Annotated in this window: 12 protein-coding genes; all 12 read right to left on the bottom strand. The window is 45.9% G+C overall.

Annotated features, from left to right (window positions below; all coding sequences use genetic code 11):
* Nucleotides 1–91: 91 nt before the first annotated feature.
* On the bottom strand, nucleotides 92–304 hold the full coding sequence (locus tag MY523_RS06830; protein ID WP_250658044.1) for a hypothetical protein: 213 nt from the start codon (nucleotides 302–304) through the stop codon (nucleotides 92–94).
* 90 nt (nucleotides 305–394) lie between these two features.
* Nucleotides 395–847 carry an immunity 22 family protein gene (locus MY523_RS06825; RefSeq protein ID WP_250658043.1) on the bottom strand — a complete coding sequence of 151 codons (453 nt, stop codon included), beginning with the start codon at nucleotides 845–847 and terminating at the stop codon, nucleotides 395–397.
* A gap of 95 nt (nucleotides 848–942) precedes the next feature.
* Nucleotides 943–1,446: a MarR family winged helix-turn-helix transcriptional regulator gene (locus MY523_RS06820; protein ID WP_250658042.1), complete on the bottom strand. Its 504-nt coding sequence runs from the start codon at nucleotides 1,444–1,446 to the stop codon at nucleotides 943–945.
* Nucleotides 1,447–1,570: 124 nt separating this feature from the next.
* The gene (locus tag MY523_RS06815) at nucleotides 1,571–2,059 is read right to left on the bottom strand and encodes a glutathione peroxidase (protein WP_250658041.1); all 489 of its coding nucleotides are present in this window, start codon (nucleotides 2,057–2,059) and stop codon (nucleotides 1,571–1,573) included.
* 146 nt (nucleotides 2,060–2,205) lie between these two features.
* Nucleotides 2,206–3,396, bottom strand: a complete 1,191-nt coding sequence (gene nspC / locus MY523_RS06810) for a carboxynorspermidine decarboxylase (protein WP_250658040.1) — start codon at nucleotides 3,394–3,396, stop codon at nucleotides 2,206–2,208.
* Nucleotides 3,397–3,515: 119 nt separating this feature from the next.
* Nucleotides 3,516–4,727 carry a saccharopine dehydrogenase family protein gene (locus MY523_RS06805; protein ID WP_250658039.1) on the bottom strand — a complete coding sequence of 404 codons (1,212 nt, stop codon included), beginning with the start codon at nucleotides 4,725–4,727 and terminating at the stop codon, nucleotides 3,516–3,518.
* A 253-nt stretch (nucleotides 4,728–4,980) separates the two neighbouring features.
* Nucleotides 4,981–6,891 carry a biosynthetic arginine decarboxylase gene (gene speA / locus MY523_RS06800; RefSeq protein ID WP_250658038.1) on the bottom strand — a complete coding sequence of 637 codons (1,911 nt, stop codon included), beginning with the start codon at nucleotides 6,889–6,891 and terminating at the stop codon, nucleotides 4,981–4,983.
* Between the two features lie 185 nt (nucleotides 6,892–7,076).
* The gene (locus tag MY523_RS06795; protein ID WP_250658037.1) at nucleotides 7,077–7,463 is read right to left on the bottom strand and encodes a DUF2218 domain-containing protein; all 387 of its coding nucleotides are present in this window, start codon (nucleotides 7,461–7,463) and stop codon (nucleotides 7,077–7,079) included.
* Nucleotides 7,464–7,509: 46 nt separating this feature from the next.
* Entirely contained in the window at nucleotides 7,510–8,286 is a 777-nt protein-coding gene (locus MY523_RS06790; RefSeq protein ID WP_250658036.1) for an ABC transporter ATP-binding protein, read from the bottom strand.
* Entirely contained in the window at nucleotides 8,286–9,386 is a 1,101-nt protein-coding gene (locus tag MY523_RS06785; RefSeq protein WP_250658035.1) for a FecCD family ABC transporter permease, read from the bottom strand. The genes MY523_RS06790 and MY523_RS06785 overlap by 1 nt, the downstream gene beginning before the upstream one ends.
* 19 nt (nucleotides 9,387–9,405) lie before the next feature.
* Nucleotides 9,406–10,578 carry an ABC transporter substrate-binding protein gene (locus tag MY523_RS06780; protein WP_250658034.1) on the bottom strand — a complete coding sequence of 391 codons (1,173 nt, stop codon included), beginning with the start codon at nucleotides 10,576–10,578 and terminating at the stop codon, nucleotides 9,406–9,408.
* A gap of 263 nt (nucleotides 10,579–10,841) precedes the next feature.
* Nucleotides 10,842–12,854, bottom strand: coding sequence for a TonB-dependent receptor domain-containing protein (locus MY523_RS06775; protein WP_250658033.1), 2,013 nt, complete (start codon nucleotides 12,852–12,854; stop codon nucleotides 10,842–10,844).
* Between the last annotated feature and the right edge of the window lie 78 nt (nucleotides 12,855–12,932).

Below are 12,932 nucleotides of genomic sequence, written 5' to 3'. Positions count from 1 at the left end.
TTATAAGAGACAAGCACTACTCGGCAGGTCTCAATGCTAATTAACGCCAATTCTACATGGCTGAACGATCTATCAATACTGCCTTGCTGCGCTATTCAGCCTCGTGAATATAAGGTTCTGTTCGCTCAGGGTCTAACAAATAATCGAGGTCGCTTCTTCGAGTTGCCATTAATGCGACCCAGTCAGAAACTGCTTGTGCCCATTCGCTACTTGGCCTTATTTTAGGTGCGGCAAAAGATTTTGCAGTCACCCCGTTTGGAGCAAAAACAATTAAGGGGCCTAGTTCGTATGCTTTTAAACTCATTTACTACCTTCACCGCTCATTTGTTTCATGCGAATAACCATATACAGCCCACGTTAGCCAAACAATCATTTACCGATGTTTGCATAAAAGTTACTTAACCTCATAAAGGTTTTCGGCCTCATCATCATATGTGAAAGCACCTAAAAATGTAGTAACCCCGTCTTTAGCAACACCTGACACTTTAGGGCTATATTCGTAGTCAAATAATAAGATAATCCAGGTAATTTCATCAATGTCCTTTTTCTTTGCCTTGCTCATGAGTGTATCAATATAAGATTGAGAAAATGAACATTGGCCAGCCGCTTTTTTAACAAAAACAGTCCCTTTTTCTGCCCCATTGGTTTCCATATTTTCGGGTTTAAAATACGTTATACGATAATTATCTGACCAATCGTTTGACGCCCGCGTATTATTCTTGCTAAACCGCTCTTCAAAATAAGAATCAGGAATGTCTTCATAAGGCTGCCTGGACACCCAAACCGAAACTTTATTCTTTTTAGTAAAGTCATGTTTTGTTGATTCGCTACTGTTTTTTAGGTTCATGTATAACCTTTAAGATAATTTTTAGGGCCGGCTAAGTTTAAGTATTCTAGCCTGCCCCCTATTCTAGCCAGTTCTCTGCTCTAAAGCGCACCGTTTCAAATCAAGCCCGGTATTTTTTTAAGAACCGCATGCAGTTCGGAGTAGATTACTGAAAAATCATCCTTGCTCAACCCACTATTACATAAAAGAGCTTGCGGTACCTTGCTCGCCCTCTGTTTCAAGCAGGCGCCTTCATCTGTTAACCCGATTCTGACTACACGTTCATCGTTTGAGTCTCTTCGCCTTGTTATCAGTCCTTGCTTTTCTAGCCGTTTTAAAAGCGGCGTCAGTGTACCGCTATCCAAGCTTAGTTTTTCAGATAACAAGCCTACCTTGACTCCCTGCTCTATCAACGTGTTTTTTGCGCTGTCGTTTGATGGCGAGCCAATAGACTCCCATAGTACCAACATTACAAGGTATTGAGGATAAGTTATATTCAATTCGGCTAATAAAGGACGATAGGCAGACGTCATCTTCCGTGAGGCAGTATAGAGCAAGAAGCACAATTGATTATCGAGCTTAAGTGGGTCTTCCTGATCGGTTTCACTGGGTTTGTTCATAGTTTTCTATCAAGCGAACATTTAGCGGTTTATAAAAGACAAAAGCAGGAGAAGGTTCCCTGCTTTCGTTATCCTATCACCTGCTCAGAAATATACGAGCAAGCTTACCGAGTCGTTGCAACTGTTATTGATCCAGTAATTTCTCGATGGTAGGAACCAATTTGGAAGGCTCCGTTGTGGGCGGGAAGCGTTTAACCACATTCCCATTTTTATCAACCAGAAACTTGGTGAAGTTCCACTTAATTTTCTCAGACCCCATAACGCCTTTGGCCGATTTTTTTAGGTTCTCATACAGAGGGTGTGTCGCGTCACCGTTTACGTCAATCTTGGCAAACATGGGGAACGTGACGCCATAGTTTAAAGAACAGAATTCACTTATCTCTTCATTGCTACCAGGGTCTTGATGTAAGAACTGATTCGATGGAAACCCGAGTATCACCAAGCCCCTATCAACATACTCGTTATACAGCTTTTCCAAGCCTTCGAATTGAGGCGTGAAACCGCATTTGCTCGCTGTATTTACGATAAGCAGAACCTTCCCTTTATATTGCTCCAGGTTAACCTCTTCGCCATTAATCTTTTTTAGCGGAATGTCATAAATACTGTTTTCCATCACTTCATCTCCTGAAAGTTAGTATCAATACAGAGCGTATCAACTCAGACCACCAATATCGCACACATTTATATTTTACACAACTATATTGTGCACAATATAGTTTTCAATTATTAATAGAATACCGAGAGAACCACCTGCTCGAGCTACGATAGACGCCCTTTGAAGTCCTCATAACCGAATTGTTTAACCACTTTCAATGCATCAGTTTCGCTATTCCAAATGGCAATGCTTGGCAGGTTAATACCGTTAAAGGTCGTCGTCTTAACCATGGTGTAGTGAGACATATCATCAAACACCATACGATCACCCACTTTGAGCGGGTTAGCAAAGCTATAATCATTAATGACATCACCCGCCAAACACGTCATTCCGCCGACTCGATAGGTATGAGGCAAAACATTTGGCTCAGCTGCATTCAGCACGTCGGGTCTGTAGGGCATCTCCAATGTATCCGGCATATGACAGGTGGCCGACGTATCCAGAATGGCCAGATTCATTACATTGTGCGTAATATCGAGTACTTCTGTTACTAACACGCCAGTATGAATGGCGATGGCTTCACCTGGCTCCAGATATACATCAACGTCGTAGTCCTGCTTAAAGCGTTTGATGCGCTTAATCAACCCTTCTACGTTATAGCCTTCGGCGGAAATATGATGCCCTCCACCAAAGTTCACCCACTGCATTTGCGGGATAATAGAACCAAAGGTTTCTTCAACTGCTGCCAAGGTACGCGCCAATGGTTCATAACCTTGCTCGCACAAGGTGTGAAAGTGCAGACCGCTGACGCCTTCCAGATAAGCATCCCCCTGCTCCGCCTGAGCTTTCTTAAACTCTGCGTAGGGAATACCCAGCCGCGAACAGGGCGCACAGGGGTCATAGATTGCAACAGTTCCCTCAGAGTGTTCAGGGTTAATACGCAGGCCCACTTCCGGTTTACCTTCGCGTTGCTGCTGTGTTTTTTGTACTAGCGGCTTAAATCGCTGCCATTGGCCAAATGAGTTAAAAACAACATGGTCTGCAATGGGCAGGATCTCTTTTAAATCCGACTCCGTATAGGCGGCAGAAAATACATGCACTTCACCACCATACTCTTCAGCTCCTAACCGAGCCTCATTTAAGCCACTGGAACAGGTTCCGGATAAATACTTGTTAACCAGCGGCGCAAGGCTCCACATCGAAAAGGCTTTCAAGGCAGCCAGCACTTTGGCACCGCTTTGCTCTTGGACGTAGTTTAGTGTTTTAAGGTTATTTTCAACCGAAACTTCGTCGACAACGAAGCATGGAGAAGGTACACGATACGGGTCGAACTTATAGAAAGGGTTTGTCGGCATTTAAGGCATCCGAAAGGCAGGTTGTGAAGTATCCGAAGCATATCAATAGAGAACACAATGCTATGCTCTCTATTGGCTACACTCAACGGTTCATTGAACCGTGTTATTCCTAGGTAGTACTATTTTTCTAATGGGTGCTTGTCTAGCTCAACCTCTGTCCAAGGCAGACCATATTTATTCAGGTCTTCCATGAATGGGTCGGGGTCCATCTGCTCGATGTTCCATACGCCTTCTTGCATCCACTTGCCTTCGATCATCATTTTGGCACCGATCATCGCAGGTACACCTGTAGTATAAGAGATGGCCTGAGAGTTTACCTCAGCATAACAGGCTTCGTGATCACAGATGTTATACACATAGACCAACTTTTCTTTTCCATCTTTAATACCACGAACAATACACCCTATGCATGTGCGGCCTTTGGTACGAGGGCCAAGGCTCGCGGGGTCTGGAAGGACTGATCGCAGGAACTGGAGCGGAATCACCTCGGTACCATTATAATCCACAGGTTCGATTGAGGTCATACCGATGTTCTCTAACACTTCAAGGTGCTTCAGGTAATTTTCAGAGAAGCTCATCCAGAACTGGCCTTTCTTAAGTGTCGGAAAATGCTTCGACAAAGACTCTAACTCTTCATGATACATTCGATAAATATCATAAGTTCCAACGCCTTCCGGACACTCAAAGCGAGTTGATTTCGACATCGCATCGGTGGTCTGAAACGCGCCGTCTTCCCAGTGACGACATTCAGCAGTCACTTCCCGGATGTTAATCTCCGGGTTGAAGTTGGTCGCAAATGGGTATCCGTGATCACCGCCATTTACATCGATAATGTCCAGTTCATGTATTTCATCAAAATGATGCTTGGCCATATAAGCGGTGTAAACGTTCGTGACACCCGGGTCAAAACCCGACCCCAGCAGTGCCATCAGACCTTTCTCGCGGAACTTTTCCTGATAAGCCCATTGCCATTTGTATTCGAATTTGGCCTCTTCTGGTGGCTCATAATTCGCTGTATCTGAATAATGAACGCTTGCTTCCAAACACGCATCCATGATATGAAGATCTTGATATGGCAGCGCCACATTGATCACCATAAATGGTTTTTCTTCTTTCAAAAGCGCTGTCAGCTCTGGCACATTGTCCGCATCAACCTGTGCGGTGCGTACTGTTACACCCGTTTTGTCGGCGACTTGCTGTGCAATCAACTTACATTTTTCTTCGGTGCGACTGGCCAAAATGATGTCTGTAAATACATCAGGTAGCTGAGCACACTTATGCACAACCACACCACCAACACCACCGGCACCAATGATCATTACCTTAGCCACGTAACATTTCTCCTTAATAAGTGAACTCATCTATCTCAAAGAGAGTTTTGCACAACTACTGCGCTTACAAATACAGCGTTAAAAAATGGCTCAAAATTGTGCGCTCTCCCAGGTCGACCGGGACTTATCACATATAAAGTGCGCTTTTTCGTCATCTTTTGCCTTGTCTTTGCCTCGCTCGTAACGTCGTGCAAAGCTCTCTAAAAACAATATGAGGCGAATCTAAAACAACCACTATGTATCAATTGATACGTTAACTTTCGTAATAGGTATAGCCACCTAAACTGTCTGAAAATGCTGCTAGAATCTGTTGTCGTGTCGAGACGCTTATTTTCCCCCGCCGCACCGCTTTCTCTACTGTATTCCGAAACATATTTCGCAAGCTCTTTGGGTCGTATTCGACATAACTTAAAACATCAGCAATGCTGTCACCATGCAGCTCTCGCATGAAATCGAAGCTTCCATCTGCATTAATATGAATACTCACTACATTGGTGTCGCCAAATAAGTTATGCAGGTCGCTTAGCGTTTCCTGGTACGCTCCGACCAGAAATACACCTAAATAATACTCTTCATCTTTTTTCAAAGGATGCAGTGGCAACGTTTTTCGATCACCAATGAAGTTGTCAATTTTGCCATCACAATCACATGTCAAATCTGCAATCATCGCCTCGCGAGTCGGCATTTCATTTAAACGATGTACCGGCATAATTGGAAATACCTGTCCAATCGCCCATGAGTCTGGCAACGACTGAAACACACTGAAATTACCATAGTAAATATCGGCCAAATCTTCCCTTAAGTTTGTCAGTTCTTCAGGCAATTGCTCGACCGACGGCGCAATTGCCTGCACTTCTTGAACAATACTTAGAAATAGATTCTCAGCCTCAGCCCTGACACGAAGATTCACCTGCCCACGATTAAACAGCTGACGAATTTCATCACGATAGAACACTGCATCATTGTAGCACTCCTGAACGTTTTTCGGATTTAAACGCTCGGTCACCTCAAACAGGTTTTTGAGTGTTTCATTGCTCCCTTCCGAGGGCCTCTCCACTTTAAATACGGGGTCAAAGTGCGCTACATCCAAGGTATTAAACAGAAACAAGCTGGAATAGGCTACGGTGGCACGACCAGATTCAGACATCAGAACAGGATGAGGGATACCCAGTGGGTCTAATGTCTGCATCACCGCTTCAACAATATCTACACAATACTCACCCATGGTGTAGTTTTTACTGTGAGTACTACGATGTTGATCGCCGTCATAATCCACCGCGAGCCCGCCGCCGGTGTCCAAATAGCCCATCGGCGCACCTTCAGCAATCATACTGATATAATAGCGGCAGGCTTCCTGCACCCCTTGGCGAATGTTATGAATACTGGGGATTTGAGACCCCAGATGGAAGTGCAACATCTCAAGGCAATCAATCATGCCGGCTTCTTTCAGCTGATCAATCACCTCTACCAGCTGTAAGCTGTTTAAACCAAAGATGCTACGGTCACCACTGTCATTTTCCCAATGACCTTCCACCTTGGTGGATAGTTTGACTCTCACCCCAATCATCGGCTTCACGCCCAGCGCTTTGCTGCGACGAATGATCAAAGGTACTTCGCTTGGGGTCTCCACCACAAAGAAACACTTCCAACCCAGTTGAATGGCATGCAACCCCAGGTCAATGAACTCCTCGTCTTTGTAGCCATTACAGACAATATAACTTTCATCGCTGGACAGTGACGCCATCGCTATAATCAGTTCAGGTTTACTGCCGGCTTCCAAGCCATGATTGTAGCGATTTCCGAACTGGACGATCTCTTCCACTACATGGCATTGCTGGTTGACCTTAATGGGAAATACACCGCGATAGATATTCTGATATTTCGCGGAGGCAATTGCTGCACGGAACGCTTCATTAATGTTGCTGATACTTTGATCCAGCAAATTCTCAATGCGCAATAGCACCGGCATATCAAGCTCGCGATCCTTCATCCCTGCAATCACATCCATCAGGGGCACTTTAACCGTACTCGACCCGTTTACCGGGCAAATGATAATGACCTCGCCTTCTTCTGAAACATCAAAGTAACCATTACCCCAACGCTCGGTACCATACGTTTCTTTCGCGGTTTCAATATCCCAGTGCTCGAAGGGGCTTGATTTCATAATAGTTACACCCTGACTAACAGAAAAACAGGCATCATCCGATGCAGACTAAATCGTTTGGTCACGCTATAAAACGAGAACTCAACGCAAGTTAACGCTTAATATTCTCTTTAGCCTGACGCAATAAACAAGGGAGCGGATTTTTCCACCTTTTTGGTTTCTCGTCGACTAATTTTTTGACAAATTTACAGCCAGCTTAAAACTAACTGGTCTTTTAGTGCAAAACGATCAAAATGCCGCTTTAACGTCTCTAAAATCTCTTCCAGCTCTGCTTCAGAGTGAGCTTCACAGCGCACCTTTAGTTCTTGCTCCGTTGCAGTCATAAAGCACCACCCCATATCAAAGAACACTTTGCCTCGCTGTGCATTCCAGTGGGCAGGTACCCGGTGAGTAAAGTGCCTGCACATCTTCTGCAAATACATACTGGCTTTGGGTGTATTGATTATAGCTTCTCTGACATTTTCCCCTAGCCCTGTTTCAGCATCGGCCAATTCAAACTCGTTGCTCTCTTTTTGCTCACTTGTCATCGCACTGATCAACGAAAACGGCTTTACTTTATCATCTGCTGTCATAGCTTTACCTACATGGCCTCGCTTTTATCTAACACCCTATTATTTTTCAGGCTGGAATCGCTCGGTCTGCCAACACAATAGGATACCCCTTTGAGCACTGTTCAACTCGCCCTTCTATACCGTAGGCTAAATGCAGGTTTTCCGGGGTTAGCACATCCTGAGGCGCCCCAAAGGCCAAAACGCCATCCCGGTTCAAAATCAGTAACAGATCACAAAACCTCAGCGCCAGATTCAAGTCATGACTCGCTACCAAACCGATCGCACCGGTATGGGTAACTTCTTGCCGAATAGTTTCCAATACGTTTAGCTGCCAATGTAAATCGAGAGCACTGGTCGGCTCATCCAATAGCAGCAACGTCGGCTGACGAACCAACACCTGGGCCAGACCTACCATCTGCCGCTGACCACCGGACATTTCAGCCAGCCGACGCAACGCAAGATGTTCAATACCCAAACGTTGGAATACGGTATCGATGGAGTGCTCTATTTCCGCTTGCGAAAGATCAGTTCGTACAGCACGACATGCACTGAAAACCAACTCATAAGCGACCAGCGTCGTGGCTTGAGGAAGTGTTTGAGGCAAGTAACCCAGCGCTCGAATAAGTGCCGAATGGGGCAACTCAGATAAGGCTACATTGTTAAGCAGCGCCTCACCTGAATATTTGTTGATGCCTGCCAGTGATTTCAGAAAGGTAGATTTACCCACCGCGTTTGGCCCTATTACTGCGACCAAAGACCCCGAGGATATCTCCGGTAAATTAATACCACTAATGACTCGGCGAGAACGGTAGCCAACACTCATATTTTGAATACGTAATGCCATTAGCTGTACTCCTTGCCACGCGCCATGATCAAACTGATAAACAATGGAATACCGACCAGAGCCGTGACTATTCCCACCGGCAGAATAATACCCGAAATAAGTGCTTTGCTTGCTATAGAAGACAGCGACAGCAAAATTGCACCAGCCAATGCACTTCCCGGTAAGAAGAAGCGGTGATCTTCACCTAACACCATTCTGGCAATGTGCGGACCAACCAAGCCGATAAAACCAATTTCACCCACAAATGCCAAAGCCACTGCCGTCAACAGGCTAACTCTCAGCAGCACCACCAAACGGACACGCTCAACATTAACGCCGATACTTCGGGCCTGATCTTCACCGCTGCGTAGCGCCGTTAACGACCACAGGTGTACCGTTGACCAGATGGCACAAATAACAAACACTGCAAATACTATAGCCACTTTTTCCATGCTGGCCCGTGCCAGGCTTCCCATCGTCCAGAACACTATTTGCTGAAGCGCGCTACTGTCAGCAACAAACTGCAATAGACCCACTACCGCGTTAAGACCAAACATAAGCGCAATACCGAACAGCACCACGGTATGTACACTGGCCCCCAGATTTCTGGACAAAAACAAAATAAGCAACGACGCTCCCGTGGCAAACACAAATGCTGATAGCGGCAGCAAATAGGTAAAACTTAATCCTAGCCAAGTGAAATCCCAAACAATTGTCAGAGACGCACCTAGTGTCGCCGCAGCCCCTACTCCGAGCGTAAACGGGCTGGCCAACGGGTTATTGAGTACCGTCTGCATTTCAGCACCGGCTAACCCCAGGCAAGCGCCTACGACGAGAGCCATTAATGCATAGGGCAAGCGCACATCCCATATAATCACTCGAGTGCTGGCATCCAGCTGATCTGGTTGTGCAAGGCCAGAAAACACATCAAGCAACCCCAACTGTGCTGGCCCGGTCGACACATCCCACAACAAGGAGAGCAAAAGCGCGAGAGCCATCACTATTAATAGCGCGCTACGCTTCCATACAAATCGTCGATAGTCCGCTGCCAGCACCGGACCACCGTTTTTACCAGTGCCACTTTCTACTCTGATCGTTTCAGGCCGAATTATTTCTGACATAACCCGCTCCCCACAATATTCATAAGCTAACCCAATATGTGCCATTCAACGGCACAGGCTGAAAACGATCAAACAGGGTTTGCATTGTTTGTTTTGGTTCCATGTCTGCAAACTCATTCGGGTACATCCACTTAGCGAATACCTGTACAGCGACCACATTCAACGGCGTATTATAAAAGTGATGCCAAACTGCATACGCTTTTCGGGATTTTATCGCGTTTAGTTCCATCACACCGGCGTCTTTAAGCGCATCTTCAAACGACGCTTTTGCCATAACCTCATCCACGCCTGCACCTAATACAATATACAAAGGCTGGTTTTCATCACCTGATGCAGCCCTTTCTTTCGACCCTTGTGACGAGCCCACTGCCGTTGCGATGTAGATATCTGGCTGGTTAGTCAACAAATACTCAAGATTCATCACGCCTGCTGCGCCCGGTACAATATCTCTCGCAACGTTCTCACCCTGGCTGGCATCAACAAATGAAGCCATCATTCCATGTACCATGGTTTCACAGCATAAATCCTGCAACCCCACTCTACTGTGAAGAAACACACTTGGGGCTTTTAATGCCCCACCAGCACGAATTTTCGCCAACCTGTTTTCTACCCTTGCCAGTTGTTCCTGGTAAAATTCAACATACTCATTCGCTCTTTTTTCACGCCCCAAGACCTTCCCTAACAACTCTATGCTCTTAACTGTATTGACCAAAGGGTTCTGGCGGAAATCGACAAATATCACTGCGACCCCGGCACGCTCCAACTGCTCAATCAGCTCCGCATTTCTTGAGGTGGGGCCATGCCCTCCCAACCCGAAAATCGCTACGTCCGCCTTGAGTGATAGCACACGCTCAACACTGAAACTGTCCGCAGAGGCATGGCCTACTTGCGGAATGTTTTCAATCTCCGGGAACTTGCTACGATATTGCTGGTAGCTTCCTGGGTCTGTCTGTTTAAAATCTGCCAACATCCCCACTATTCTCTTTAACGGCTGCTCTTTATCTAAAATCGCCAGTGCCGGTATATAGCGGCTCTCACCCAAAATAATTCTTTCAACCCGGCTTGAAACTTGTACCTCTCGCCCCGCTAAATCAGTTACTTTTACCATCGTACTTTGTGCGGAAACTGACGATGTAATTAACCATCCCACCACACTCATCAACCAGGGTGCGGTTGTTATTAAGCGTTTCATCACTCTCATTGTTGATCTACTCATCTGGATAATTGCCAAATTGGTTCTCAGGCGCGACTGCCGTTTTAAACGGTCTTTTTCACGCGCTTGAGCTACTTAGAGGAAAATTTACGGGTAGAACAATCCTTGTTCGACGTTCTGAGCTCCTGAAAACACTGTTTAATCATTGACCGGAGCCCCTAGCCCGTAGAATACAGCCACCCGCTATGAGTTTTTGCTGTATCCCCGTTTAAGAACGACTACCCTATTACAGAGCCGACCCACTAGATACGCAAGGCCGCTGTGATACGAATATCTCGACCTGGTTCCGGTGAACCGACAATATTCTCATATCCCGAACCGGCAGTAAGGTCTTCAACGCTCGAGTGATCCAGATACTGCTTGTCGAACAGGTTTTTCACCGTCAACGTCAAAGAAAGGTTTTCATCGCTGGTAGGCAACCAACGGGCGTATACATCATGAATACCGTAGCCGGGCTTGCTTGGCTTCAATGGTTGGCCCGCATCATCATTCAAATTAATGTCGATATCATGTATTCCCTTCACATACTCTGCTGTCCAACCCAGCATAAAGTCTTGTGTGAACTCATAAGAAATATCAGTAACCAATGTGTCGCCTTTTGACGTGGCGGTAGAACCGTAGATATAACGCGTCGTTTCGTAACCACCCGCTTCGGTTTTGGCACTGTTAAAGCTGGCTGTTACACGCAGGCGGTCATAAACATAATCAGCCCTGACGTAGTAGCCCAATGTCTCTATGTCGTTATCGAGGTTTTCACTGACACGAGACCATGGCAGGGTGCCACCGATTGGTTTTTCAATTTCTGACAGGTAGCCACCTGCAGCCAGGCTAAATCCGCCTCGATTAAAATCCAAACCTATTTCATAGTTCTTTGCTTTTTCTGCTTCAAGGTCTGCTGCGTTGGATGAAGAAGAAAGCTTAAACGAGTCCTTCACCTCAGGGCCGCGCAATGCCTCTGCATAACCCGCACTCACACTCCATTCATGGTTAATGTCGTAGTTCGCGCTGATATTTGGGCTAAAGCCGCTGTCGTCAAAACTCTGACCGTTAACATCGTCTAACTCGTAGTCATCGAATCGTACACCAGCAGATATCGTCAACTTATCGGTCAGGTCATGGGTATCCTGTAGATAGATGCCTTTTACAGAGCCTGTCTCTTCAAAGTATGGATTAGGAAAATCAACATCATTTAGATAACTCTTATCATCCCGATAGTTAACACCATAAATTAACTTTGAGTCGCCGATAAGTGACGTATTTTGAATGGTGCCACCATATGTTTCCACCGCGCCATCATATGAGGTTCCCCGAAACTCACGCTCCTGCTCGTTTTTGGTTTGATAGATTGTCACAGCAACATCGACCAAATCATTGCTGTTTGAGTCGAACCCATAATTCAAGATAGCAGTATCTCTCGTCCCTTCGGTTGGTTCAGGCACATTACGAGGGCTTGCGACAAGCTCTGGCTTATAGAGGATATCGCCCTCTTCATTGAGTTTTTCATAGCTAACAGACAATTTTTGCTCATCTGTCAGATTTGCGACGATTTTTGCGTAACCCATTTTTTGGTTTGATTCAGAGCCGATAATATCATCGCCATTGCCGTCTTCTGCATCATCGTGTTCAGACCGAACAAAGCTGGCCAATACGCTCAACGTATCCGACTTATCACGCCCAAACACCGATGTAGTTGTTTTGTAACCTTCAGTATTGCTGTAATACGTTCCTTTAATCAATGCGCCGGCGGTTTCGCCAGGCTCAAGTAAATCGCTTGGGTCTTTTGTGGTAAAACGAATCGAACCACCCAAAGCTCCAGGGCCTGCCGTCGCACTGCCTGCTCCGGCCTCTACTTCTACCTGCTTCAAGAGGTCAGGCTCAATCGCTATCCGCCCAGAGTGGTGGAATACCGCACCTGCTTGTTCTGCGCCGTCAACAGAGATATTTAACGCATCTTCACCGATATTACGCACATAAATTTTTTGCCCCATCCCTACTGATCCACCGGCACTTACCTGCGGGTCTAACTGAAAGACCTCTGACAAATCGTTTGCCTGTAGCTTGTCTAATTCTTCATCGGTAATAAGGATATCAATCCCGCCAGTCGCCTGACCTTTTACCTCAATCATATCTAGCTCTCGCTGCTCTTCTCCTTCTTGTGGAGCGGCAAATGCAGCATTACTCGAAATAGCCGCCGAAACCGCTGCGGCAAGCAACGTATAACGGTGTTGTTTTTTAAGAGGGGCTTTCTTGCTCATATCAAACCTCATTAATGAGAATAATTATCAATTGCGAGGAATTATCAACAAAATTTCTGAAGAGTGAATCATTTTTAC

It is taken from the genome of Alkalimarinus coralli, assembly GCF_023650515.1.
GTDB classification, from domain to species: domain Bacteria; phylum Pseudomonadota; class Gammaproteobacteria; order Pseudomonadales; family Oleiphilaceae; genus Alkalimarinus; species Alkalimarinus coralli.
The sequence above is the reverse complement of the archived record's forward strand: the minus strand, read 5'-3'. Positions and strand labels throughout refer to the sequence as shown.

Bases quoted from the DNA above. Each gene is read 5' to 3' on its own strand.
- MY523_RS06775 (WP_250658033.1), bottom strand. From the start codon at position 12,854: ATGAGCAAGAAAGCCCCTCTTAAAAAACAACACCGTTATACGTTGCTT.
- MY523_RS06820 (WP_250658042.1), bottom strand. From the start codon at position 1,446: ATGAACAAACCCAGTGAAACCGATCAGGAAGACCCACTTAAGCTCGAT.
- MY523_RS06790 (WP_250658036.1), bottom strand. From the start codon at position 8,286: ATGGCATTACGTATTCAAAATATGAGTGTTGGCTACCGTTCTCGCCGA.
- MY523_RS06785 (WP_250658035.1), bottom strand. From the start codon at position 9,386: ATGTCAGAAATAATTCGGCCTGAAACGATCAGAGTAGAAAGTGGCACT.
- MY523_RS06815 (WP_250658041.1), bottom strand. From the start codon at position 2,059: ATGGAAAACAGTATTTATGACATTCCGCTAAAAAAGATTAATGGCGAA.
- MY523_RS06780 (WP_250658034.1), bottom strand. From the start codon at position 10,578: ATGAAACGCTTAATAACAACCGCACCCTGGTTGATGAGTGTGGTGGGA.
- MY523_RS06825 (WP_250658043.1), bottom strand. From the start codon at position 847: ATGAACCTAAAAAACAGTAGCGAATCAACAAAACATGACTTTACTAAA.
- MY523_RS06795 (WP_250658037.1), bottom strand. From the start codon at position 7,463: ATGACAGCAGATGATAAAGTAAAGCCGTTTTCGTTGATCAGTGCGATG.
- speA (WP_250658038.1), bottom strand. From the start codon at position 6,891: ATGAAATCAAGCCCCTTCGAGCACTGGGATATTGAAACCGCGAAAGAA.
- nspC (WP_250658040.1), bottom strand. From the start codon at position 3,396: ATGCCGACAAACCCTTTCTATAAGTTCGACCCGTATCGTGTACCTTCT.
- MY523_RS06830 (WP_250658044.1), bottom strand. From the start codon at position 304: ATGAGTTTAAAAGCATACGAACTAGGCCCCTTAATTGTTTTTGCTCCA.